Source organism: Beijerinckia indica subsp. indica ATCC 9039 (assembly GCF_000019845.1).
GTDB classification, from domain to species: domain Bacteria; phylum Pseudomonadota; class Alphaproteobacteria; order Rhizobiales; family Beijerinckiaceae; genus Beijerinckia; species Beijerinckia indica.
Genome location: NC_010581.1, coordinates 639099 through 663714 on the forward strand (window position 1 = coordinate 639099; position 24616 = coordinate 663714).

The 24616-nt window shown below is 58.2% G+C and carries 18 protein-coding genes; 6 read left to right on the forward strand and 12 right to left on the reverse strand.

The genetic code is table 11. The annotated features are described in order from the left end of the window. The gene (locus BIND_RS02930) at positions 1-1623 is read right to left on the reverse strand and encodes an ABC-F family ATP-binding cassette domain-containing protein (protein WP_012383586.1); all 1623 of its coding nucleotides are present in this window, start codon (positions 1621-1623) and stop codon (positions 1-3) included. 201 nt (positions 1624-1824) lie between these two features. Between BIND_RS02930 and BIND_RS02935 the strand changes: the two genes are divergently transcribed. Then, entirely contained in the window at positions 1825-2739 is a 915-nt protein-coding gene (locus tag BIND_RS02935) for a LysR family transcriptional regulator (protein WP_012383587.1), read from the forward strand. 119 nt (positions 2740-2858) lie between these two features. Beyond that, the gene (locus tag BIND_RS02940; protein WP_012383588.1) at positions 2859-3737 is read left to right on the forward strand and encodes an MBL fold metallo-hydrolase; all 879 of its coding nucleotides are present in this window, start codon (positions 2859-2861) and stop codon (positions 3735-3737) included. A gap of 8 nt (positions 3738-3745) precedes the next feature. On the opposite strand, the gene BIND_RS02945 is transcribed toward BIND_RS02940, so the two are convergent. Next, the gene (locus BIND_RS02945) at positions 3746-4660 is read right to left on the reverse strand and encodes a LysR family transcriptional regulator (protein WP_012383589.1); all 915 of its coding nucleotides are present in this window, start codon (positions 4658-4660) and stop codon (positions 3746-3748) included. Between the two features lie 111 nt (positions 4661-4771). On the opposite strand from BIND_RS02945, the gene BIND_RS02950 reads away from it, so the two are divergent. Together BIND_RS02950 and BIND_RS02955 are read left to right on the forward strand one after the other, a co-directional pair. Beyond that, a complete protein-coding gene (locus BIND_RS02950; protein WP_012383590.1) occupies positions 4772-5539 on the forward strand; it encodes an SDR family NAD(P)-dependent oxidoreductase in 768 nt (255 codons plus the stop codon). Positions 5540-5556: 17 nt separating this feature from the next. Further along, the gene (locus tag BIND_RS02955; protein ID WP_012383591.1) at positions 5557-6450 is read left to right on the forward strand and encodes an SDR family oxidoreductase; all 894 of its coding nucleotides are present in this window, start codon (positions 5557-5559) and stop codon (positions 6448-6450) included. Positions 6451-6507: 57 nt separating this feature from the next. On the opposite strand, the gene BIND_RS02960 is transcribed toward BIND_RS02955, so the two are convergent. The 10 genes from BIND_RS02960 to BIND_RS03010 form a co-directional block, all read right to left on the reverse strand. Beyond that, the gene (locus tag BIND_RS02960; RefSeq protein ID WP_012383592.1) at positions 6508-8124 is read right to left on the reverse strand and encodes a Na+/H+ antiporter; all 1617 of its coding nucleotides are present in this window, start codon (positions 8122-8124) and stop codon (positions 6508-6510) included. A gap of 167 nt (positions 8125-8291) precedes the next feature. Then, entirely contained in the window at positions 8292-8825 is a 534-nt protein-coding gene (gene ppa / locus BIND_RS02965) for an inorganic diphosphatase (protein WP_012383593.1), read from the reverse strand. Between the two features lie 185 nt (positions 8826-9010). Further along, positions 9011-9535, reverse strand: a complete 525-nt coding sequence (locus tag BIND_RS02970) for a GNAT family N-acetyltransferase (protein WP_012383594.1) — start codon at positions 9533-9535, stop codon at positions 9011-9013. Positions 9536-9796: 261 nt separating this feature from the next. Then, positions 9797-11092, reverse strand: coding sequence for a hypothetical protein (locus tag BIND_RS02980; protein WP_148210541.1), 1296 nt, complete (start codon positions 11090-11092; stop codon positions 9797-9799). A gap of 115 nt (positions 11093-11207) precedes the next feature. After that, on the reverse strand, positions 11208-11960 hold the full coding sequence (locus BIND_RS02985; protein WP_012383596.1) for a nucleotidyltransferase family protein: 753 nt from the start codon (positions 11958-11960) through the stop codon (positions 11208-11210). Between the two features lie 106 nt (positions 11961-12066). Further along, entirely contained in the window at positions 12067-13755 is a 1689-nt protein-coding gene (gene tsaE, locus BIND_RS02990) for a tRNA (adenosine(37)-N6)-threonylcarbamoyltransferase complex ATPase subunit type 1 TsaE (protein ID WP_012383597.1), read from the reverse strand. 591 nt (positions 13756-14346) lie between these two features. Next, complete coding sequence (locus BIND_RS19960) at positions 14347-17058, reverse strand: sensor histidine kinase (RefSeq protein WP_012383598.1); 2712 nt, start codon at positions 17056-17058, stop codon at positions 14347-14349. A 327-nt stretch (positions 17059-17385) separates the two neighbouring features. Further along, on the reverse strand, positions 17386-18795 hold the full coding sequence (gene ahcY, locus BIND_RS03000; RefSeq protein ID WP_012383599.1) for an adenosylhomocysteinase: 1410 nt from the start codon (positions 18793-18795) through the stop codon (positions 17386-17388). A 73-nt stretch (positions 18796-18868) separates the two neighbouring features. Continuing rightward, complete coding sequence (locus BIND_RS03005; RefSeq protein WP_012383600.1) at positions 18869-20113, reverse strand: glycosyltransferase; 1245 nt, start codon at positions 20111-20113, stop codon at positions 18869-18871. Between the two features lie 376 nt (positions 20114-20489). Further along, positions 20490-21659: a glycosyltransferase family 2 protein gene (locus BIND_RS03010; RefSeq protein WP_158304348.1), complete on the reverse strand. Its 1170-nt coding sequence runs from the start codon at positions 21657-21659 to the stop codon at positions 20490-20492. Positions 21660-22348: 689 nt separating this feature from the next. On the opposite strand from BIND_RS03010, the gene BIND_RS03020 reads away from it, so the two are divergent. Continuing rightward, the gene (locus BIND_RS03020) at positions 22349-23203 is read left to right on the forward strand and encodes a hypothetical protein (protein WP_012383602.1); all 855 of its coding nucleotides are present in this window, start codon (positions 22349-22351) and stop codon (positions 23201-23203) included. A 163-nt stretch (positions 23204-23366) separates the two neighbouring features. Next, positions 23367-24527, forward strand: a complete 1161-nt coding sequence (locus BIND_RS03025) for an LptF/LptG family permease (protein WP_012383603.1) — start codon at positions 23367-23369, stop codon at positions 24525-24527. The last annotated feature ends 89 nt before the right edge of the window (positions 24528-24616 follow it).

Below are 24616 nucleotides of genomic sequence, written 5' to 3' on the forward strand. Positions count from 1 at the left end.
TCAGCTTCTCAGGCCAGGAGCCTCCTGGCCTGTCCGCGCGACATATTCCGTGTAGCCGCCCCCATATTTGTGAATGCCCTCCGGCGTCAGTTCGAGCACGCGATTGGACAGTGCCGCCAGGAAGTGCCGGTCGTGGGAGACGAACAGCATGGTGCCTTCATACTGCGACAAAGCTGCGATCAGCATCTCCTTTGTCACAATGTCCAGATGGTTGGTGGGCTCGTCCAGCACCAGGAAGTTTGGCGGATCGTAAAGCATTCTGGCCATGACCAACCGGGCCTTTTCGCCGCCCGATAGAACCCGGCATTTCTTTTCCACGTCATCACCGGAAAATCCGAAGCAGCCGGCCAGCGCCCGCAATGAGCCTTGCCCCGCCTGCGGAAACGTGTCCTCCAGCGACTGGAACACGGTGCGCTCGCCGTCGAGCAGATCCATGGCATGCTGGGCGAAATAGCCCATCTTGACGCTTCCACCCAGGGACACCGTCCCATTGTCCGGCTGCGTGGAGCCGGTCACCAGTTTCAGCAGCGTGGACTTGCCGGCGCCATTGATGCCCATCACGCACCAGCGCTCCTTGCGGCTCACCACGAAGTCGAGACCCTCATAGATGCTCCGATCGCCGTAACGCTTGTGCACGTTTTTTAAGCTCACCACGTCATCGCCGGAACGCGGCGCTGTCGGGAACTCGAATGCGATCGACTGGCGGCGCTTGGGCGGCTCCACCCGTTCGATTTTGTCCAGCTTCTTCACCCGGCTTTGCACCTGCGCGGCATGGGAGGCGCGCGCCTTGAAGCGCTCGATGAACTTGATCTCCTTGGCGAGCATCGCCTGCTGACGCTCGAACTGGGCCTGCTGCTGCTTCTCGTTCAGCGCGCGTTGCTGTTCATAGAATTCGTAATTGCCCGAATAGGTCGTCAGCGCGCCGCCATCAATCTCCACCACCTTGGTGACGATGCGGTTCATGAATTCGCGATCATGCGAGGTCATCAGCAGCGCGCCATCATAGCCCTTGAGAAATTCCTCCAGCCAGATCAGGCTTTCGAGATCCAGATGGTTGCTCGGCTCGTCCAGCAGCATGGCGTCCGGACGCATCAGAAGGATGCGGGCGAGCGCGACGCGCATCTTCCATCCGCCGGAAAGCGCGCCTACATCGCCGTCCATCATCTCCTCGGTGAAGCTGAGGCCCGCCAAAACTTCTCGCGCCCGGCCCTCGAGCGCATAGCCTCCTAGATCCTCGAAGCGCGCCTGCACCTCGCCGTAACGCTCGATGATGGCTTCTATTTCATCCATCCGGTCTGGGTCCGCCATATCGGCTTCCAGGGCCTTCAACTCAGCCGCGACGGCGCTCACGGGGCCGGTGCCATCCATCACCTCCGAGATGGCGCTGCGGCCGAACATCTCGCCGACGTCCTGGCTGAAATAGCCGATGGTGATCCCCCGATCGGTGACGACCTGACCTTCGTCAGGCTGTTCCTGCCCCGTGATCATCCGGAAGAGCGTCGTTTTGCCGGCGCCATTGGGGCCGACCAGACCGACTTTCTCGCCTCTCTGAATCGCGGCCGACGCCTCGATGAAGACGAGCTGCTTGCCGTTCTGTTTACCGATGTTATCGAGACGAATCATGAGTAGAGGCCATCCGGAGAAGATCGTGTGCCATTAAGCCATGGGGTGCGGCAGCGAAAGAGTGGACTTGTCGCGATTGGACGGCGCATGGATGGGCATCGTCATCGCGTCATAAAGCGCTTCTTCCTTACCTGGGCCTGACAGATTGAACCAGTGCTCAGCCCGACAGGAGGGCGTTCCTTAAAGGAAAGGCAGAGACAGATGGACGATATAAGTCTTTCGCATATTTTTCTTGTCTGCGCGGATGAGGGGAGTTTCTCGGCGGCTGGCAGGAAACTGAACCTTTCTCGCTCGTCGGTCGGCAAAACTGTTGCACGATTGGAAGACATGCTGGGGGTGCGGCTTTTCCATCGCTCAACCCGGCATCAGGCCCTCACTGAAGAGGGAAAAATCTATTACGAACATGCCCGGCGAGCACACAATGAGTTGGATAGGGCGCGCCAAATATTCGCGTCCGGTCACCGTTCGCCGAGCGGAATCCTGCGCGTGACCGCTCCAATGAGTTTGGGGCGGTCTTGCATCGGCCCGCTCCTTCTTGATTTTACGTCGCGATTTTCCGACCTCAAGCTTGTACTCTCTTTGAATGATCGGCCGGTTGATCTCATCGACGAGGGATTTGATCTCGCGATCCGCGTTGGAGCCACGATCAACACGACAGGGATAGCGGGGCGAAAGCTCAGTACCCAAGCCATGAGGCTTTACGCCTCGCCTTCCTACTTAGGGGCAAGGGGAACCCCTAAGAGCTGCGGGGAATTCGATCAGCATCAAATCCTCGCCTATGGTCGAGGGCGGACTCTGCGCTGGCGCTTTGCCGGTGTGGGCGGACAAGCGCTCCAAGACGTAGAGGGCATGAGTCAAGCGCAATTTGACGATCTGGATCTGCTGGCGAATGCGACGGCCCAGGGCTTCGGCATTGCCTCGCTGCCGACATGGCTGGCGCACCCTCGTGCTTTGCGAGGAGAATTGGTGCCTTTAAAGGCGTTCAATCTGAAGCCGTATGATATCAGCGCCCTCTGGCCGCAAAGTCATTTCATGCCACCGAAGGTCCGATATGCGATCGACCATCTGGTTCAGGCCCTGCCTGGCCTTCTGACAGACGACTTGAAAGGTCACTGAAGCGAAGTCTTCTCTGAAAGATTGTCGCTCTCAACGCGACAGTCATCGGCTCAAACGGATCGAATTGCCCTTCCTGAAGCATGCTATTTGTGTATGCAGACTTAAACAGGGCATCGGTCATGGACGTCGTCATACAAACGCAGGGACCTGCAATCAATCGCCGGAAGGTTGGTGATCTTATTGTCACTATGCTCAGCGATGGTTTTCTCGACGTTTCCTTCGATCTTTTAGACGGGATCAGTAGCAAAGACGCAGCCAGCCTGCTGAGCCAGCACCGTGTTTCGACTCTGCCCCGAATGAATGTCAATGTTTTTGTCATTCAAAATGGCGAGCAGATGATCCTGATCGATGGAGGCGCTGGAGGGATTCATGGTTGGGGTGGACGTTTACCTGTCGCCTTGAGTGCAGCGGGCATTGATCCTCTCTATATTGACATCATCTTGCTCACCCACGCCCATCCAGATCATGTCGGCGGATTGGCTGGCCCGCTTGCGACACCCCATTTCCGAAACGTGAAGCAAGTGTATGTTCATAAAGCTGAATATGATTTCTGGAGGAATGACATGATCCGCGCTGCCGCGCCGGATGGTTTCAGGCCTTTCTTTGACGTGGCTCAGAATGTGTTTGACGCCTACAAAGAACAGATCATCGTGTTTACCGGAGAAGACGTGATCCCCAAAATCCAAGCCGTGCCGCTTCCCGGCCATACGCCGGGTCATACAGGCTATCTCATTTCCGACAAGGGAGAGTCGCTGCTCATCTGGGGTGATATTGTGCACTTCCCGTATGTTCAGATTGCAAGGCCGGAGGTGACAATCGCATTCGATAATGAACCGGCCGAGGCTGCCGCGATAAGACGCCATATCCTTGACCGCGCCAGCAGCGAAGGGCTTCTCGTCAGCGGGATGCACTTCAATATGCCAACGTGTGGCCGGATCGAACGCGCTTCCGGCGGTTACGAACTGATCTATGAAGCTTGGTCGCCCGCTTTGATCTGAGCGGCCGTTCAATCATTGGTTGCCGCTATAGATCCACTATGGCTGGCATATTCCTTTGCCACCCATTCGATGAACACCCGGACCCGAAGGCTGAGTTGGCGACTGCGCGGGTAGAGTACATAGACTGGCGTCGGGGATGGCGGGGTCTCGGGCAGGCATTCCAACAATCTGCCTTCCGCCAGATCCTGCTCCACGGAATAGCGTGGCACCTGGATCAGGCCCAGGCCTTGCTGCGCGGCGGCCTTATAGGTATCGGCGCCATTGACCGCGAGAGTCGATGGCAATGTCACGGTCTTGCGGGTGCCGTTCACCATGAATTCCAGCGGCAAGACGCCGCCAGTCGCCGAGGAACGAAAACCGATCATCCGATGGCCATCCAACGCGTCCCACCTTTGGGGATGTCCGAAACGGCCTATGTAATTGGCTGATGCCACTGTCACCTCGGGCAGCATGGCGATGCGTCGCGCGATAATGTCGCTCTCCTTTGGCTCACCGGTGCGTAGCGCGCAATCGATGCCTTCGCCGACGAGATCGACGAAGCGGTCGCCCTCGCTCATGAACAGTTCGAGATCCGGATAATCCGCGAAAAAACGAGGCAAGGCCGGTACGATGAAACGTCGGGCCTGCGTGCCCTGGACGTCGACGCGCAGCAGGCCGCGCGGGAGGGCGCCGCTGAAAGCGCTCTCGGCCTCCTCGATATCATTGAGGATCGCCAGGCAGCGCCGGTAATAGGCCTCGCCATCCAGCGTCGTGCGGACCTGCCGTGTCGTCCGCTGCAGCAACCGCACGCCGAGCCGAGTTTCAAGCTGCTTGACGGCGTCGGTCGCGGTCGAAGGGGGTAGGCCAAGATCCTCGGCGGCACGGACGAAGCTTCCACGCTCCACGATCCGCACGAACACACGCATGGCATCGATCCGATCCATTATTCCCTATTCCCGAATAGTGATCGCGAATAATCGCCGATTATCTGGCTGATGAAAATGGTCATCTAAGGGCATGTCCGGAGCGATCGAGCCCGGAAAGGGAGAGGCAAGATGACGACGAATGAGACGAAGATCGCCTTGGTGACTGGCGCGAGCCGGGGCCTGGGACGCAGCATGGCCATCGCGCTCGCTCATAAAGGTGTGGACGTGATTGGGACCTATCACAGCAACAAGGCGGAAGCCGACGCCACCGTGGCCGCCGTCGAGGCGCTCGGCCGCAAGGCGGTGATGTTCCAGCTCGATACCAGCAACACGGCCAGCTTCGCTTCCTTTGCGGTGGATCTGAAGCAAAGGCTCGCGGCCAATTGGAACCGCTCGACCTTCGACTACCTAGTCAACAATGCTGGAATCGGCATCTACGCCCCCTTCGCCGAGACGAGCGAGGCCGATTTTGACCGGTTGATGAACATCCACCTCAAGGGCGTGTTCTTCTTGACCCAGGCCCTGCTGCCCCTGATCGCCGATGGCGGCCGTATCGTGAACCTGTCGAGCGGCCTCACCCGCTTCAGCCTGCCGGGTTATGCCGCCTATGCGGCGATGAAGGGCGCGGTGGAAGTGCTGACCCGCTATCTCGCGAAGGAACTGGGGCCGCGCGGCATCGGCGTCAACACCATCGCCCCCGGTGCGATCGAGACCGATTTCGGCGGCGGATCGGTGCGCGACAACAAGCAGGTGAACGACTTCATCGCCAGCGTGACGGCGCTCGGGCGCCCCGGTCTGCCCGACGACATTGGCCCCGCCGTCGCGTCGCTGCTGACCGAGGACAATCGCTGGATCAACGCCCAGCGGATCGAAGTCTCCGGCGGCATGTTCGTGTGATCGAGAGGGGGACCGACATGGGACAGGTTATCGTCATCACCGGCGCTTCCAGCGGCTTCGGAGCGCTGACGGCTCGAGCCCTCGCCGATGCCGGGCATATTGTCTATGCCGGTATGCGCGACACCGCCGGACGCAATGCGCCGCAGGTCGAAGCCGCCAAAGCTTATGCGAAAGAACGCGCCGTCGATCTCCATACGGTCGAGATGGATGTTCAATCCGAAGCGTCCGTTGAGGCCGCGATCGCGACGATTCTGCGAGAGAACAGCCGGCTCGACACTTTGGTCCATAACGCCGGGCACATGGTGTTTGGCCCGGCCGAGGCCTTCACTCCGGAACAATATGCTCAGCTCTATGATGTGAACGTGCTGGGCACCCAACGCGTCAACCGCGCCGCGCTGCCGATCCTGAGACGGCAAGGCAAGGGTCTGCTCGTGTGGGTCTCCTCGACCAGCACGCGCGGCGGCACACCACCATGGCTTGCGCCCTATTTTGCTGCCAAGGCGGCGATGGATTCGCTGGCGGTCAGCTATGCCGGCGAACTGGCGCGCTGGGGAATCGAGACCTCGATCATTGTGCCCGGTGCCTTCACGAAGGGTACCAGCCACTTCGCCCATGCTGGTGCCCCCGCTGATACGGCGAGGGCAAAAGACTATGCCAACGGGCCGACGGCGGATATTCCCGATGTCGCCATGAAGGGGTTGAGCGCGCTCGAACCGGCTGATGCCGACGCGGGTGAGGTGGCTAAGGCGATCACGCGGGTCGTGGACTTGCCGTTTGGCAGGAGGCCGTTTCGGGTCCACATCGATCCCTCGCAGGATGGTGCGGAGATCGTCAACGGCGTGGCGGACCGCGTCCGGGCCGAGTTGCTGCGGCGGATCGGCCTGGAGGACATCCTGCATCCGCGTGCATGAAAATAGCAGCGACAGGACGGCCCATTTTCCGAGTCCGTCCTGTCATTCCCGACCCTCTTATAAATCCTTGTAATCGCTCAGCCAGCCCTGGACATTGATCTCTTCGAGATCGAGTTCATGTTCGAGATCGCGCAGGGTTTCATCGCGCACGGCGCCGGTCCGGTGCAGGCGCAGGAGTTCCGCCCGCCCAGCCTTGATGGCTTCTTGCACCACCTGGAAATGGGCATTGCGATGCGGCAGCAGCTCCTTCGTTTCCCGGGCGAAGCGGGCACTGACCCTCGCCCGGTAGCCATATTGCTCGGCGAGACGAGGATGGAGATGCGTGCCATCCGGCTGAAGGGACTTGCGTTCGACAAGGGCGAGCTGCACCGCCGCAATTTTGGCCCGTGCTTCTGCCTCGGTCAGGGTTTTGGTGAGCGGCATGGATTTGGCGTTGAGGCCAATGATGCGGATCAGAGGCGCGAGCGTGGTGCCCTGGACCAGCACCGTGACCAGGATCACCGTGAAAGCGGTGATCAGGATGAAATCGCGGCCCGGGAAAGTGTCGGGCAACGCTAAGGCCACTGCGAGAGTTACGACGCCGCGCATGCCGGCCCAACTCATCACCAGAGGGACGGCGATTGGCGGATAGGGGTCGCGCTGCCGCAGCCACGGCAGCAGCCAGCGGACGATATAAGTCGTGGGAAAAATCCAGCAAAAACGGCTGATGATCATGGCGCCGGTAATGATGCCGATCGCGGGGAGCCAGGTGAAGAAAACGTCCCAATCCTTGTCGAGACGCATCATGACGCCGCGCAATGACAGGCCGATGAGGATAAAAACCATGGACTCGAGCAGAAAGATCGCGATGTCCCAGACGCCGCGGGCTTTCAGCCTCGTCGAAGCATCCATTTCCTCATGGGCCCGCCAGCCCAGGAAGAAGCCGCATGTGACGGTCGTCAGAACACCCGACACATGCAGCAGGGATTCGCCGCCGATGTAAGAGCCCCATGCGGTCAAAAAGCCGGAGACGATGACCAGCAATTCATCGTGTAGATGCCGCATGATGAAGAGGGCGACCATGCCGAAGATGAGGCCGGCCAGAACGCCGCCCGCGGCGAGCAGGATGAATTCGATGACGGCATGGCCGGCGTCGAAGGTTCCGGTCAGCGCGGCGGCGACCGCGAAATGGAACAGGACGAGGGCGGCGGCGTCGTTGACGAGACTTTCCCCCTCGAGCATGATGCTCATACGGGGCGGCAGCCGCAAATGCTGGAGAACGGCTTTCACCGCGACGGCGTCGGGCGGTGAAACAATGGCGCCGAGTGTGAAACAGGCGGCGAGCGGCAAGGCCGGATTGGCCCAATGCGCGACATAGCCGATGCAAAGCGTCGTAAAGGCCACGGCGCCAATGGCAAGTTGGAGAATGATGCGCAGATCGGCCCGGAAATCTTGCCAGGCGGTAAAAAAGGCGGAACTGAGCAGGAGCGGCGGCAGGAACAGGATCAGGACGAGATTGGGGTCAAGCTCGACATCCGGCGTCCACGGCAAGAGCGCCAGAACAATGCCGCCAATGATGAGCATGGCGGCCTGTGGCAGGCGCAGGCGTTGCGCGAGCCAGACGAGGCCAAGGACGGCGACCATCAGGCCGAGGATCAATTCGAATTGGGCGATAGGGGTCATGGACTCTTTCATGATCCATCCGCTCCTATCGATTGCTCCACTTTCCGCCCGCCTGTTAATCCAAAGCAAGAATTGTTCTGGTCACTTATGTTTTTTCCAAGGACCGGGTTGCCGGTCCTTGGAGGCTGCACAAGCACTTCGGTAGGGCCGGCGCTTGCGCTTAGGCCTGTTTCTCGTGCTTATTTCGCGGCTTTGGCTTTTTCGATGCCGGCCAAGACAATCTTGCGGGCTTCCTCGGCATCACCCCAGCGCAGGATCTTGACCCATTTATTGGGTTCGAGATCCTTATAATGGGTGAAGAAATGTTCGATCTGCTTCAGGGTGATTTCCGGCAGGTCGGTGTAATTGGTGACCTTTTCATAACGCTTGGTCAGCTTGCTCGAGGGCACGGCGATGATCTTTTCATCGCCACCGGCCTCATCCTGCATGAGCAGGACGCCGACGACGCGGCAGCTCATGACGGCACCGGGAATGATGGCGCGCGTATTGGCGACGATCACGTCGCAGGGATCACCGTCATCCGACAAAGTATGCGGGATGAAGCCGTAATTGCCGGGATAGCGCATCGACGTATAAAGGAAACGGTCGACGAAGAGCGCGCCAGCATCCTTGTCGAGTTCATATTTGATGGGTTCGCCGCCGATCGGAACCTCGATGACGACATTGACTTCATCTGGCGGGTTTTTACCGATCGCAATGGCTTCCAGGCGCATAACTATCTCCGGGAGAAGGGGCAAAGCGGCTCATGCGGATGCTGCATGGCATCCGTAAACCGCTTAGCGGACGGAAGGACGCCTTCTTGTAAAGCGATTTGATGTCCAGATCACGATGAATTTGTTGGAAACCAACAAGGTTAAAAGCAGAATCAGAGAGGGACGATCCGCTCTTCGCGATCAGATCAACGGCTGAAGGGGAGATTGTCGAAGGCGAAGGCGATGCGCGGCCGGGTTTCCGTGCCGAAACGCTCGTTGGCCTGACGGACCATAGTGCCGCCTTGACCCTCGTAGAAACGGACGCCGCGTTCATTGTCGGCCAGCGCCCAGACGAGAAAATTCGCATAGCCATGGGCCGCCAAATCCTGGCCAGCGACCTGGAACAATCTCTTGCCGAAACCGACGCCTTGAAATTCGGGGGCAATGTAAAGCTCGAAGATTTCGCCGCCATAGGGCATGGAGGGGACGCGATTACGGCCATAGCTCGTATAGCCGCAAATGGTGTCGTCCCATTCGAGGAGGAGAAGCCGCGACCCCCGGACGATGGCTGAATGCCACCAGACGGGACCTCGGCGCGTGATCATCCGCTCGAGCTCGCGCCCGGGAATGATACCACGATAGGCGTCGCGCCAAGCAGCGTCATGGACGGCGGCAATGCCTTCCGCATCCTTTTCGCGCGCGGCCCGAATGGTGATGACGGCTTCAATCATGGGAGGATGTTAAGACGGTAGGGCCTGATCCCGCAAGAATTAGTTCGCGGCTTTGGCTGCTTACCCAATGAGCAATCCGCCGAAAGAGGAATCATGCCAGACGCCGGGTGATGCCAATGGCCATAAAGCTTCCTGGAAAGAGGCAATGGTCGATGGGACATTTTCGAATTTTTGCTCTGCTTTGAAAAAGCAAAAATTCGAGAAGAGGCCAAGAGGCGCGATCCGCGACCCCTTGATGCGACCTTGGCGTGAATCTTTGCCTCAGACCGGATAGGGGGATCGCGCCCAGCTCGGGGGAGCGCCATTGGGAGGGGCGGGTGGTCCGGCCGTTTCTTCCTCCGCGAAAGCCTCGATATCGGTCGCGACGGGACGCGTCAGACGGTGTGGACTTTTGAGCAAGAGGAGAAAGGCGATGATGTCGCAGCCGAGCAGGCTCACCCACCAGACCTGAATGGTGGCAAGGCCCAGAATGGCGATGGTCAGAACGACGACGCAACCGCCGAGCAAAGCCGGGGCGATGGCTATGGAGAGCCGGCTGGCCTTGAGCAAGGCCAGGGCTGTCAGGAGAGCGAAGGAAAGGGCGCCAATAATGCCGAGATCATACCAGATCAGAAACAAAAGGGTTTTGGGGGTATTCGGCGGCAGATAGCCAAGGCTCATAGCGCGGCTCGCCAGATCAGCTCCATGGCCGGTCAGGAGCCGGATGCCATCGTGATCCAGTAATTCGGCCCAGAGTGCCAGGGAACTCTGCGGAGCAAGCGGCAGGTTGGCGATTTGATGGAGAAGCCGGACGAGCAGCGGGATGGCCGGTGCGAAGAGAATCAAGGGCACGAAAAGGCAGACCAGGACACGGGCGGTTTTGGCCGGAGCCGACATCGCGATGGCGAAGGTGAAGGCGCCAGCGCCCAACGCCGCGAGCGTGATTTGGGCACGCCCGGCAATTGCCACTACGGCGACGAGAACGGCAAGTAAGGCGGCGCTGATCCAGCGCTCGCGCAAGGCAAGGGCGCCGAGAGCTGGCCAGACCAAAACGGTCAGTGTCAGCACGGAACGCTCGAACAGGGATTCATCGAATTCCGACGCGGTGCGGAAAGAAGCCGGGCCGATGAGCAGCATGGCCAGCACGGCTACGATCGTCAGGCCGAGGCCAATGGGCAGCAAGGAGAGATGCCGGGGCTTAGTGCGGCTGGGCAAGAAGATGCCGACCAAGGCGACGAGGGCCAAGGTGCCGAGCCCTTTCAGGAGATGTTCACTTGCCTCGCCTGGAAAAGGTGTCCACAGGAGCGAAAGACTGGTCCAGCCAACGAGGAAGAGGCCCACCACGCTGCCGCGGGAAATCAGGACGCCGCGCAGATGATGGGTGCCATGCTCGGCCGATTCCAGGACCGAGCCGAGAAAGACCAGAACCGCTCCGATCGGGAGTAGCGAATAGATCGCGCTTTTCGAGAAAATCCCGGCGAGCGGCAAACCGATCATCAAAATCGTCAGGCCGAGAAGAGTCAGAAGATCTGCGGCGTCGGTCGCGGGATTATCGTGAGGACGGGACGCGACGGGCATGGGAATCACGGACATTTGGACTGGCGGAGGATGCGTTATGATACTGCAGCGCTGTCGTTGCGACTGTGAGGGATATGTCACAGGCATCCTGGAAATGATATTAATCCAATTATCGTCATAGAATACTGCGGGCGACGGTCAATTCGGCCTCTTCAATGGCCTCTGGCGTGCCGACATGCAGCCAGACACCGTCGAGTCTGAGGCCAAAAAGGCGGTCTTGTGCGGCTGCGGCGAAGAAATAAGGCGCGAGCGGAAAAACCTCGCGGGTCTCGGCTTGGAACAATTCCGGTTTGACGATGCCGACTCCAGCATAGACGAAGGGAGCGACCATGCGTTCCTGCCGTTTTTTGAGGCGTCCATCTGGCTCGAAGGAGAAATCGCCTAGCCAATCGACCCCCTGGCTGCTCGTCGTCGCCGCGATCAAAAGCAGAATGTCCATGCGATCCGGGTCCCAGGCCGCAGCGAGGCGCTGCAGATTGGAACAGGGTCCCTCAAGCCAGAAAGCATCCGTGTTGCAGATGAAGAAGGGGGCTTCGCCCAGCAAAGGCAGCGCGCGTTTGATGCCGCCGCCTTGGTCTAGCAAGAGGCTTCTTTCGTCCGAGATAAGAATGTGCGGTTCGGTGCGCGATGCAAGATGCGCTTCGATCTGCTCGGGGTGAAAATGCACATTGACGATGGCCGTTGGCAGTCCAATGGCGGCGAAACGGTCGAGCATGTGATCGATCAAGGGTTTGCCAGCCACTTTGATCAAGGGTTTCGGGGTTTTCTCGGTTAGAGGCCGCATTCTCGTGCCAAGGCCTGCGGCAAAGACCATCGCGGTACGGGGATGATCGCTGTGCAAGGAAGGAGGGGATAGGGGAGAAGACATGACGGGCCGTTTTCGGGGAGGCGACGGGAGAAAACCTCAGAGTCGGATTGGGCAAAGGGAGGCCTGGCTGTTCAGAGGCTGTGAAGGAAGGGCCCCTTTGCGCGGTTCAGGACGGATCGCCTGAACGCCCAAGGTCCTGGCCGGGTTCATCCGGCGCGGCTTGTTCTGGCTCCGGGTTTTGCGGGTGAACCTGCTTTTGAGCTTGGCGCAGGGGCTCGAAAATGACCGGCAAATAGGTTTCAAACCAGAGTTTGATCTCGGCAAGGGCCGGATGGGCGAGACCTTTCAAAAGGTAGAATTGCACGCGCGGCAGATGAGTGAGATAGGCGGGCTTGTGATCGCGCCGATCGAGGCGGGTGAAAATTCCCAGGATTTTCGTCGCGCGTTGCGCGCCGAGCAGGGCATAGGCGCGGGCAAAGGCGGCAATGTCGAAGCTGCTGTCGCGCTCGCGCCGGAAGCGTAGATAATGGCCGAGCAGTTTAAGCTCGACCTCGTCAGAGACGGTGACCCGCGCGTCCTGAAGGAGCGAGGCAACGTCATAGGCTGGATGACCCAGCACGCAATCCTGGAAATCGATCATGCCGACCTGGGCAATGCCTTCTCGGCCCGGCAACCAGAGAATATTGGGTGAATGATAATCGCGCAGGGTCCAGGTGAGATTCGCCGAGCTGGACGGTCTCGCCGCGACTTCTTGCAGCGCATGACGCCAGAGATTGACGAAACTGGCCTTGGGGCCTGAAGCGAGCTGAACGCCGGCAATGAAGGGCGCATACCATTCGACAAAGAGCTCGACTTCAATGGCAAGGGCGTCGATATCATACAGCGGCAGATGATAGGGGACTTCACCTCCACGGCCGTCAGGCTGTCGAATCGTGTCAGGCAGGGGCATGGCATGCATGGCGCCGAGCGCGGTCACTGCCCAGGCGTAGCGCTCCTGAATGATTTCGCGCCCCTGAGTGATCTGGTCATTGCCGAGATCCTCGATGATCGCGAGACCCGCCACAGGGTCGGCCGCAAAAATCTCCGGGGCGGAAAAACCATGGGCACGCAAAGCCTCGCTCATCGCGAGGAACGGATGAATCGTCTCCGCGAGCTTCGCGATGGCACTATAGGATTTGCCGTAGCGGATTGGTGGCCCGTCCGGTTTGGGCGGTGAAATCATCAAGATCGCATGATCGCCATTCGGTTTGATGAGGCGTTCATAAAGGCGATTCGAGGCATCGCCTGACAGGAAATGACGCTCGGCGAAGTGCCAGCCTGATCGTTCGAACAAGCCCTGGAGCGCCCGGGCATTGGCGAGCCGTTCAGCCATCGCGCCATGGCCGGTGAGTGTGGCCGAGCGGAATGTGGGCGGCTGTGCAGGATCGAGGAAGAAAGCAATGTCGAGACGATCGCTGTTCAAGACCTCGCGGGCATGTTCCGGCCATTCGACAATGACGATCGCGCCTTCGCCTGCTTCTTCCCAACCGAGTTCGGCAAGATCCTCCGGTCGGCTGATCCGGTAAAGATCGGCGTGGACGATCGGACAGCGCTCGCCTTCATAGAGTTGCATCAGGGTAAAGGTCGGGCTCGGCACTTCGAGCGTCGGATCACCGACGAGAACGCGGATCAAGGCGCGCGCGAAACTGGTCTTGCCGGTGCCGAGATCGCCCGACAATGTCAGGAGATCGCCAGGCCCGAGCAGGGGGGCGATATCGGCCGCGAGCGCGGCCGTGGCGGCCTCGCCGGGCAGTTCCTTGTGCCAGATGCTCGTGTCCACTGTCGTCCGCCCCGTGCCGGAGGCCAATTCACTCATGCCGTCTCACTCATGGTCGTGCGCGCGAGCCTTTATCCCTTGGGTTTTCTTCCAGGATCTTCCTTGGAATGAGCAGAGCCCCTGTCTCCGAGAAGATGATTCAAACCGTTGGGTAGAAGGAACTCAGTATAAAACACCTTAACCGGAACTGGCGATTATCCCAAACTGTCAGGTTCGGCCGCTGATGATCATGGTCCGCTCCCAGACTGAAGCTCCAAACTTGGAAGGACCTCCCTGATTCGGTGTGGTGAGCATTCTATTTCGCACGAAATACCTGAATAATTCCTCATGGAGCACCCGAGTTCAAATCGAGTGAGGTCAGCGGTTAGACCCAGTCTCCAGGATCACGACCTGTCGCGATCTTCGGTGATCCTAGCTCCGGCGGAAAGCCGCTGCCCCGTCGCGGGGTAAATCCTGATGGGTCATGCTCATCCGGATTTAATATTCTTGAATCCATGCATTTTCGTTACGTGAAGCGAATAAAGTTCGCTTGCTCTCGTCTGGGGCGAACACATCGATACGAATGATGCCCTCTTGGGGTGGCGCTATCGCTTGGTTCGGTGTCGCCGGTGATCAGGAGTATTGGACCCTTCAATGTAAACGTCCGATGCTCTGCTCGGTTTGCGCGTCGGCTTTTGGGTCGCTCGCCTCCCCTCGTGATGGGAAGATGCAGGTCATGGTTGTTCCTTTGCCCAGCTTGGTTTCGATGAGGACCCTCCCGCCGTGTAATTGGACGAAGGACCGCACGATCGAGAGGCCGAGGCCGACACCGCGATGATTGGACCCGCCTGCATGGGTTTTAAAGCGATCGAAGACATGCTCCACCATATCGTCGGGAATCCCGCATCCCTCGTCGATCACTTTGAAAATCACTTCGTCGTGGCTGCGCGAGGCCGCAAGCGTCACGGTCTGGCCAGGCGTTGAAAAACCGATGGCATTGGACAGAAGATTAAAGAGGATTTGCCGGATGCGTTTGCCATCGGCCAGGAAGACACCAATATCCGGCGCGGCATCGACAGCAAGCGTCAGCGTGGATTCCCGCAGGCGATCCCGCACGCCTTCGGCGGCCGCACGCATCGCTTCGGCAATATCGACCTCCTCGAGGGAAAGGTCCATCGCATCGGCATCAATTGAGGCGAGGTCGAGAATATCATTGATGATCGCTCGCAAGGCCGAGGACGAGGCCATGACATAGCCGATATATTCGTGCTGCTTCTCGTTCAGGGGACCGACCGCGCCCTCGCCCAGCATTTCGATGAAACCGATGATATTGGTCAGAGGCGAACGCAGTTCGTAGGAAACGTGGTGCACAAAATCATTGCGCAGTTTTTCGGCATCGAGGAGCGCCTGATTGCGTTCCGTCAGGGCCCGCTCGACATTGACGCTCGCAGTCATGTCGATGAAAGTGATCAGGGTTGCGCCATCGGGCAGGGGGGCGGCGGCGTAATCCAACACCGAGCCATCCTGACGGGTCAGGCGATTCTCCAAACCCAGCCGTTCGTCCAGCAGGCCAGCGACCACCGTCCGCAAATTGTCCCAGGCTGTCTGTTCCACCAGCAATGGCGCGCATAACGAGGCGACCTTGTCGATATGCGGTTCGCCGCCGAGAGCCTCGGGTTCCAGTTTCCACAAGGCGGCAAAGGCGGGATTGAACAATTTGAGCCGCCCGTCGCTGCCAAAAACCGCGACGCCTTCCTGCAGTGTGTCGAGTGTTTCGCTCTGCACACGGATAGCGGCGTTGAAGCGGGATTCGAGATGGAAACGTTCGGTCGTATCGTCGAAGAGATAAGTGACACCGCCTTGGGGATTGGGGGTGATGACGCTGCGCAATGTCCGCCCGTCCGGCAGATACCAGAGCTGTTCCCTCGTCTCGAGAGCCTGATAGGCACTGAACAAATCCTGCTTCCAGCTTCGGAAATCAACTTGTTCGGGCAGAAGATGGGCCATGCGCAGGCGATCGAGAATTTCCGCGTCGGTTGGACCTTGATCGAGCCAGGCCTGATCAAGCGCCCAGAGTTGGCGATAGGCTGTATTGTGAAAGACCAATCGTTTGGTCCGGTCGAAAATGGCGACGGCCGTGGTCAGTTGATCGAGTGTGCGCGCATGCGCTTCCGCCTGTTGGACATTGACGCTGCGCATGGCTTCGAGCTCGGAAACATCGCTGGCCATGCCGACGGCACCCTTGCCGATTGTGCCTGGGTCAATTGCCTCCTGGCCAATGGTCGCCTGGTCAAGGGTTCCTTGATTGGTGATTCCCTGTGAGCCGTTGGACGCATGCAAAGCCGCGCGGCGGCCATGGATCTGACCCATGTCATTGGCGGCGACAGGGACCGGCATTTCAATAATGTCCAACATGCGTCGTGCCCCGGCCACGACCGCCGCCGCGCGGGCTTGCCAAATATGGCCGGTCGCGCGGGTGGCATCCGAGGCATCGCGTGTAGGATGTTCAAGGAGTTCGACGCCGCGCACCACCGCATCCTGGCGATCCCTCGCTTCGATAGCCCGGACATAGGCGAGATTGACCCAGGACAAATGACCCGCGCCATCGCGTTGCCAGGCTGGATGGGGGACGGCGTCGAGCAGGGTGCGCACAGCGGCGAGGTCGGCGAGAATTTGGGTTTGCTCCTCGCGCAACTGCAATAGGTCGCGTCGCGCCGCGGAAACATCGCGGATGCGGACGACCGCGCGACCCCCGATAGGACGCCCTTCGATATCGAGATGTTGGCCATTTCCGCCGAGCGACAGATGAAAGCTTTCCCCTTTTTCGCGCAATAGGTCGATGCGTGCCTGGAGGTCCCGAGCGTCATCGAGGGACATCCAGGACTTGAATGCCAGGAGGGAATCGGGCGAAGGGGAGGAACCCGTCGCCAGGTTCTTCCCCGTGAGAAAGCCGGGATCGCCAGCGATCTCCGGCTTTTCCCCAGGAGCGGACCAGGCGATGAAAAGTTGCGGATCAAGGCCGACGAAAAGTTCGGCGCGGTCGATCCTCGTTTGCAAAGCATGGATTTCAGTGAGGAGAGCCTTCTCCCGTGCGCGGGCGCGTTTCTCTTCCTTGCGCGAGGCAAGGGCGGTCAGAATGACGACGAGCGACAGGCCGGTGATCAGCACGGGCCAGAGAAGGTTGGCCTGTTCAAGCATCATTGTGAAGACAGAAGCCGATGTTTCCGCTCGGACGGGGCCGAGGGAGAAAAAGAGAAAGCACGATCCGCATGCCAATAGATCATGGAGCCCGCGGACAAGGCGAAGAGCGGGGCTCCGAGGCTCATTGATGGGCTGGTTTTTGTGCACCTTGCGCCGTTCCATTCGCATCTCCGCTTTCCCAGGCAGGATCGCCGATGGCAAGGCTTTCTTTTGAACGCAGAATGACAAATTGTACTCAGTGGAATTCTTGGCGACGCGTGGTTTCGTTGCCGATTTTTAGACTATCAGATATTCGCGTTGATTTTGATCTGACATGCTCGATCTTCGCAAACACATCGGATCGATCCGCTGATGCTCTAACGAGAGGCAGAATAGGCAATTGGTCTTGTGCGAGCCTGACCAGAATAGAAAGGCACGTTCATCCCGCCGATGAACGTGCCAATGTCTCATGCGATTAAAGGGTGAGCGCTCGGCGGCCTCTTTGCTCGTTCAGTAGCGGTAATGATCCGGCTTGAAGGGGCCGTTTTCAGGCAGGCCAAGATAAGTAGCCTGGACCGGCGTGAGTTTGGTGAGCTTGACGCCGATCTTGTCGAGATGGAGGGCCGCGACCTTTTCATCGAGATGTTTGGGCAGCGTATGGACCTTGCGGGCGTAATGGCCCTTTTTGGTCCAGAGTTCGATTTGCGCCAGGGTCTGGTTGGTGAAGGAAGCCGACATCACGAAAGACGGATGACCGGTCGCATTGCCCAGATTGACCAGCCGACCTTCGGACAGGAGGATGATTCTCTTTCCATCGGGGAAGACGATCTCATCGACCTGCGGCTTGACATTTTCCCATTTGAAATTGCGCAGGCCGGCAACCTGAATCTCTGAATCGAAATGGCCGATGTTACAGACGATGGCGCGGTCTTTCATCAGGCGCATGTGATCGACGGTGATGACATCGACATTGCCGGTGCAGGTCACGAAAATATCGGCACGAGTCGCCGCATCTTCCATGGTCGTGACTTCATAACCTTCCATCGCTGCCTGCAGGGCGCAAATCGGATCGACTTCCGAGACGAGAACCCGGCAGCCGGCATTGCGCAGGGAGGCGGCCGAGCCCTTGCCGACATCGCCGAAACCGGCAATCATCGCGACCTTGCCGGCCATCATCACATCCGTGCCACGGCGGATGCCGTCGACGAGCGATTCCCGGCAACCGTAGAGATTATCGAATTTCGATTTTGTCACCGAGTCGTTGACGTTGATCGCCGGCCACAACAGCTTGCCGTCGCGCTCCATCAGATAGAGGCGATGCACGCCGGTCGTGGTTTCCTCGCTGACGCCTTGGATCGCCTCGCCGCATTTCGTGTAGAAGCCGGGCTTTTCCTTCAATCGCTTCTTGATGGAGGCGAAGAGGACTTCCTCTTCCTCGTTGGTGGCCTTGTCGAGAAAGGCTGTATCGCCGGCCTCGGCGCGAATACCGAGATGAATCAGAAGCGTGGCGTCGCCACCATCGTCGAGAATGAGGTTCGGCGTGCCGCCATCGCCCCATTCGAAGATCTTGTGGGTATATTCCCAATAATCAGTCAGGCTCTCGCCCTTGATGGCGAAGACCGGAATGCCCGCTGCGGCGATCGCGGCCGCCGCATGATCTTGCGTCGAATAGATATTGCAGGAGGCCCAGCGAATGTCTGCGCCGAGAGCCTTCAAGGTTTCGATCAGCACGGCGGTTTGGATCGTCATGTGCAGGGAGCCTGCGATCCGCGCGCCTTTCAGAGGCTGACTCGGTCCATATTCGGCGCGGGTCGCCATCAAACCCGGCATTTCCGTCTCGGCGATCGCCAATTCCTTACGGCCCCATTCGGCAAGACCAATGTCTGCGATCACATAATCAGCGGGGGAAGATTGGGTCATGGCGTGCTCCGGAATGATTTCCGGCTTGATAGCAGGGCTCGCCGCCTAGTTCAATAAAGATATAAGCAAGTCTTTATGTCTTTAATCCTGTGCCGATCAGAGAATGACTGATCCTGTCCAATTCTGCTCGATAGGTTTCAAAGGAGAAATAGGATTTGTAGACGCTTCGCGTGGCGCAATTGAGCCGATCGATGTGCGGCTTGCAGTGTGCCGCTTGCGTGAGCAAAGCAGCGAAGCTTTCGGCATCCGAAGCAAGGGCGACATTTTGCAAATGACTGGGATCGACCGGCATGCCGCGAAAGGCATGGCGCGTCGCGATCAAGGGCGCTCCGCTCGACAGGGCCTCGATCGTCTTGATCGATATTCCATGGCCTTCCGTCGTTGGGAGCAGCACGGCGGCTGCATTGGCATAGGCCGCATCGAGATCCTGGACACGGCCTGTGAATAAGCTCTCGTAGCGGTTCAGGAGCTCTGGCGCGCGCGTGCGCAATTCATTGTCTATGTTTCCGATGATCTTGATGGGGATATTCGGGACGCGGGGGAGGATCTCTTCCAGAAACCAGGAGACACCGAGAAAATTGGGGTAATTCGCGCTGGCGACGATGATGAAATCCTCTCCGGCATTGCCGGGGGCGATGGGAGGAACCGTCGGATAAACAAGCTCGTGGCGTAATGAGGGGAGGTAGGATTTGAAGGTCGCCGCTTCCTCATTGTTGAGATGGATGAGAACATCGGCCTTGGCGAGTTCCCGCACCTCGATCTTCAGCATTTTCTCGAATTTGGTACGCGGCGGGATGGCCCAGGTCGCCTGGTTACGCAGCAAATATTGGTGGGCTTGGATATCATGCGTATCAAGCACGATCGGCGCGCCGTAGCGTTGCCGCAAGGCTGCCGCAGCGGGCATGCAGAAAAAATGGTTGCAATGGATGAAATCGATTTTCGGTTCTTTCAGGAGACTTTTGGGCAGGGGTGTGAGGCGCGTATAGACAACCGCCATGGCCGCCAGATTCCCGTGCAGCCAAAGCCAGCCGGTATCGCGGAAAGAGGGCCATAGGATACGCGACCACGGCACGCCGGCAAAAAAGCGGGTATCGGCCTGGAGATCGCTTGTCGCGGCGGCATAGGCTTCGTGCGCAGGTGAGCCCTCGACGCTGCCAAGCGTGGCGGCGAGGGCCAAATCGAGCACGCGGGCGCCAAGACTGCGATAGGCGTCAGCCTGGGACACAAAGACCTGGTGACTGCCGCAAGAATGCCAAGCTGGATGGACGAGCAAGACCGTCTTGCCCTGCAAGGGAGCTTTATCCAATTTGGCGTCCATCACCTTCGTTGATTCTCCGCTCTTTTGGATGAGCCTATATTGGCGCACAAAGGGGCGAACGCCGTAACATTTTGTGGGGTTGGCACAAAGCCATCTTAAATGCTGACCAAATGGGAATCGCGGAAAAGCGGGTCATGACGGAATTTTTTCGCAATAGCCGGGCGGCTCTGCTTGGAATGCATTTGAGCTTGCACGAGAGAAACTGAACCAGACCACAATGAGAATGATCGTCAGGCTTTCGCCGAGCTTATCGTGTAAAGTGATTCATTGAAAATTTGGGACCGTGCCACCGTCTTAAAGAACAATGGCGCCGGTACCGCGTTGGTATCGTTTTTCGTCTGTAAAAAGCAATAAAAGTCTTGGCAGGGGGCGCCGCCTAAATCTGGCGTGACCCAAGACCGAAAATAATGGACAGCGGTACCCGTTTATACAAGAGCATGGCACGCAGTTTCCAGAAGCCGAGAATCGGTTCGAGTTCGGAATAATGTTCGACGAGCCGTTGTGCGAGGCGGGAACGGGCGGCCCAGCGGGGAAGCGAGGGATCGGGATCGATCTGGTCGAGACGAGCGAGCAGGAGGACGAAATTCAGCCGCAGCCAGGTGTTCTGCGTGAAACGCTTGGCATGAATGACGAGATGATCGACGAGGAACCGTTTCGCCTGATCATTGCTGTCTCCCGAACCGCCCGGATCGTAGCAGAGAATGCGGTTCAACTGCGCATGGCGTGTGAAAATATTGTTGCCATGGATGCGATAGGCAAAGACTGGTTCGTCGATCAGGACGCTGCCGCAAAGCGCGCTGATGCCGAGCGCAAAATACATGTCTGTCCCGGTGCGCAGCGTCGCCAGGGACGGGTTGTCGGCAAACAGCCTCAAGGCGTCGCGCCGAAAGCAATTCCCTGATGTCGGCGACCAGACCCAATTCTTGGCGAGGGGCCGCACATAATGCACCTTGTGCAGGACAATCTCATCGAGACCAGGGTTGCGCGTGGAGGGATCATCGGCATGATGATGATAGGGGCGCGTGAGATTTTGCCGAATGCCCTTGCCGCTGCGGATATAATCGTTGAAAGGATTGCCGCCGGTGACAACGATCTGATCGCCCTCCACTTGCAGCATGTCGCCGGAGGTAAAACCGACGTGACTGCGCATGGAGAGATGGACAAAAATATGGGTCTCGACACCTCGGGGCAGTAGAATATCGTCCGCGTCGAGGAAAATGACATAGGCGCCATTGGACGCCTTGAATCCATCAAGCGAGGCGGGTGTCTGGCCATCATTATGGGCCCGCCGGATAATCGTCACGGGGCTGTTGTCGGCTTCCATCTCATCGAGGATTTGGCCGCTTTCATCGGTCGAGGCATTATCGACAATGATACATTCAATGCGCTCGTAGGTCTGCTCAAGGATCGAGGCCACGGCTTGGCGCAAATATCGGCCATAATTATAATTGACGATGATCACACTCACGAGGGGCAGTTGCAATGCCTCCCCGACGCTGGCCAGAGGGCGGTCGAAAAAATGATCCGAGGGAGGGTACATGTTCATAATGTGTTCCGTCCGAGAGCGTTTCATTCGCGCGCGCCGATTCGAAAGGTGCTCTCGACAAAGAGGAGTACCGGGTTGCCAAGAAAGACTGGGCAGTCTGGTGTGGTCAAAGCCACGGTTGATTTTGTTTTCCAAAGCAAAATCAATGCTGCCTAGAGGATCAGAGTGATCCAAAAGGGATCCCTTTTGGATCACTCTGATCCTTTTAAAATTTAAAGCATGGTGTCCGAACGTATCAACGGCAATGCCGGAGAGCATCTGTCCAAGGCGCATACCACATTTTGGCTCAATAAATGTCTTGTTTTAAAGCCCGGGCGTGCTGCCTCGCTGATTCCGACACGGCTTCTCGATACCATCGGTCATAAGAGGCGACCGATGGAGCATCTTCGAATTTCCGCCAATCTATACAAGCGAAAACGCTCAGAAGAGAATGAAAGATTCGCAATCTTCGACCCTTGATCTCAGATAGCGCATCTTTTTCTGAGAACTAGACTCAAAAACCCCTATAGAACCAGACCTATAGGGGTAAATTTTGCGTGTTTCTCCAAAAGGGCCTGTGATCCTTTCGAAAAGTTCATGTTCTGGCAAGATTGCGCGCCTGTAGAGGCTCGGCTTGAAAAGCCGCCGAGAACGCGGCATGTGTGGCGCACGTTTGCCGCAGCTTCATGTCCCTTGCCGAATAGAGATCCATGCTTCAAGCCCCGACGCAGAAAAATTATGGCATAGCCGTCATCGCCAACGACAAGATCATCGACTGGCTGCTTCCTTTTCTCGAAAGTTATCTGGCCACGAACGCGACACTTCCACTTTATATCATCCCCTACGACGATAACATCTCCCTGACGCGGAAGGCGGCGGAAATTTACGGGGTCACGGTCGTCGATCCCGATAGTGTCGCGCTCGACGCTCTGGCCAAACGGCTCTATCCGCTTTCGCCGGGTCATCGTCGTCGTTTGCGCAAATTCCTGTCGCTTGCCCTGCCGCTCGACGAGGTGATTTATCTCGACGTCGATATCGTCCTGTTCCGGGACATGCGGGAGATGTTCGGCCGGCTCGAAGCGGGCAAGGCGGAATTCATCGTTGCCGCGCAAACCAGTGAAAATGACTTCGTCTATAATAAGAAGCGGGCGGATTATGATTTTCTGCGTGAAGCCCTGACGTTCAATGACGGGTTTTTTCTCACATCGAACCGTCTGCTTTCCTTGCAGGATTTTTACGACATCATCGATCGCGACGAAAAGATCTTCCACCGCGTGCGCGAGCGCGGCGGCCTTTATGCGCAGCCGGTGACCAATTTCGTCGTCCATCGGAAGGGACTGAAAGTCCTGTCGTTCTGGGATTGGGTCGAGGGTGCCTCGGGCGAGAGCTTCTACAAGGCTGAAGGCGTGACTTTCGATGCGGAAGGTCCTCGCGATCATTGTGGCAATAAAATTTATTTCGCCCATTGGTCCGGTATGAAGGACGCGCATTTGATGGGCCAGCGGGCTTTCGATGCGGCTTGGCGCGATTTTTCGCAAAAGGCTCATGCCCGGGCGAAATTCTAGCCGTAGTTTGGCCGCATAGATCCCGTCTGCACAATCACCGTAGGCGCCCGATCCTATCCCAATGTTTTCAACTTGCGGGGGTTATGCTCTAGTGTTCCCATGACGCGGGTCATGCCAAACCCTTTGAACAATGGCCGCGAGCGATGATGAAGATCGAGGATTCATGCCCCGTTTGCTGACGCTTTATCTGACCCGGCGGATCGCTCTCTCGGTTCTGATGATAGAGGCGAGCCTTTGTCTGCCGCTCGTCATGACCTCGCTGTTCAGCGCTTTGCCTCCGGCGGCGGTGCGTGGCGGCCTTATCTGGCCAGCTCTGCTCGGAACCTTGCCGACCGTTCTCTATATCGCGTTGCCCATGGCGGTTGGGATCGCCATCGCGTTAGAATTCTATCGCATGGCCTCGGAAGGGATGATCGCTGTCCTTTATTCCCTGCGGCTCTCGGTCTGGTCGATCTGCCTGCCGGGTATTGTCATCGCCATGGTCTGCGTCTTTTTCGGCTATTTTGTCGCTTCCTTCGTTGCTCCGAATTATGTCGGACAGATGCATGATGTGGTCCACGTCATCCGTAATTCGCTCAATCACCGCATGCTCGAGCCCGCCCATTTCTATACGTTCGATAACGGCTCGAAGACACTCTATTTCCAGCGCTGGCGATCGTCCGATGTCGTTTCGGGCATGTTCATTCACCAATTTTCCGACGAAAAGAAAGAAGAAGAGATCATCACGGCTTCAATCGCGGAATTCCGCCGCAATGAGAATGGGGTCATGCTGGTTTTGAGCGACGGCTCGATTGAGAGCCGGCCCGAAGGCGCCACCGCCATCCATACGGCCCATTTCGATGAATATGTCATCCCCATCGACATGCAGGGAACGGGCGGCATGCCGAAACGCAATTGGCGCGGCGTCTTCGAAGTCCCAGCTCTGGAATTTTTTCGGGAAAGGCCGCAGCAGGCCGACGATCCGCGCCGTTTCTCCGAATGGACGAGCGAAGCGACGAAACGGTTCGCCGTTCCTTTTCTTGCCCTCAGCCATACCATACTTGCCATGGGTCTCGTCTTGACTTTGGCTAATGCAACGGGGCGCAGCACCAAGGCGGGGTTGACCGCCTTCATCGTCGTGCCGCTCGCCCATATTCTGATCCTGATCGGCGCTGAAACCCTGGTGCGGCAAGATCCGCGCCTCGTCTGGCTGGTCGGTTTGGCGATCGCGGCGGAATTGGGTGTGGGCTGCTATCTCCTCTACCGCAAGAATGCCAATTTCCTTATTCAGCGGCGCGCAGCGACGGACTATCAACAAGGTGCCGAGGAATATCAGGGCGCGTGAACCGGCCTGTGAGACGGGTGAGGACGTTCATGGAGTGGCGTCCATGCACCGGTGCTTCGAAGACATGTCAAAATGCTTCTAAAGCGGGT

Bases quoted from the DNA above. Each gene is read 5' to 3' on its own strand.
- BIND_RS02930 (WP_012383586.1), bottom strand. From the start codon at position 1,623: ATGATTCGTCTCGATAACATCGGTAAACAGAACGGCAAGCAGCTCGTC.
- BIND_RS02935 (WP_012383587.1), top strand. From the start codon at position 1,825: ATGGACGATATAAGTCTTTCGCATATTTTTCTTGTCTGCGCGGATGAG.
- BIND_RS02940 (WP_012383588.1), top strand. From the start codon at position 2,859: ATGGACGTCGTCATACAAACGCAGGGACCTGCAATCAATCGCCGGAAG.
- BIND_RS02945 (WP_012383589.1), bottom strand. From the start codon at position 4,660: ATGGATCGGATCGATGCCATGCGTGTGTTCGTGCGGATCGTGGAGCGT.
- BIND_RS02950 (WP_012383590.1), top strand. From the start codon at position 4,772: ATGACGACGAATGAGACGAAGATCGCCTTGGTGACTGGCGCGAGCCGG.
- BIND_RS02955 (WP_012383591.1), top strand. From the start codon at position 5,557: ATGGGACAGGTTATCGTCATCACCGGCGCTTCCAGCGGCTTCGGAGCG.
- BIND_RS02960 (WP_012383592.1), bottom strand. From the start codon at position 8,124: ATGAAAGAGTCCATGACCCCTATCGCCCAATTCGAATTGATCCTCGGC.
- ppa (WP_012383593.1), bottom strand. From the start codon at position 8,825: ATGCGCCTGGAAGCCATTGCGATCGGTAAAAACCCGCCAGATGAAGTC.
- BIND_RS02970 (WP_012383594.1), bottom strand. From the start codon at position 9,535: ATGATTGAAGCCGTCATCACCATTCGGGCCGCGCGCGAAAAGGATGCG.
- BIND_RS02980 (WP_148210541.1), bottom strand. From the start codon at position 11,092: ATGCCCGTCGCGTCCCGTCCTCACGATAATCCCGCGACCGACGCCGCA.
- BIND_RS02985 (WP_012383596.1), bottom strand. From the start codon at position 11,960: ATGTCTTCTCCCCTATCCCCTCCTTCCTTGCACAGCGATCATCCCCGT.
- tsaE (WP_012383597.1), bottom strand. From the start codon at position 13,755: ATGAGTGAATTGGCCTCCGGCACGGGGCGGACGACAGTGGACACGAGC.
- BIND_RS19960 (WP_012383598.1), bottom strand. From the start codon at position 17,058: ATGGAACGGCGCAAGGTGCACAAAAACCAGCCCATCAATGAGCCTCGG.
- ahcY (WP_012383599.1), bottom strand. From the start codon at position 18,795: ATGACCCAATCTTCCCCCGCTGATTATGTGATCGCAGACATTGGTCTT.
- BIND_RS03005 (WP_012383600.1), bottom strand. From the start codon at position 20,113: ATGGACGCCAAATTGGATAAAGCTCCCTTGCAGGGCAAGACGGTCTTG.
- BIND_RS03010 (WP_158304348.1), bottom strand. From the start codon at position 21,659: ATGAACATGTACCCTCCCTCGGATCATTTTTTCGACCGCCCTCTGGCC.
- BIND_RS03020 (WP_012383602.1), top strand. From the start codon at position 22,349: ATGCTTCAAGCCCCGACGCAGAAAAATTATGGCATAGCCGTCATCGCC.
- BIND_RS03025 (WP_012383603.1), top strand. From the start codon at position 23,367: ATGCCCCGTTTGCTGACGCTTTATCTGACCCGGCGGATCGCTCTCTCG.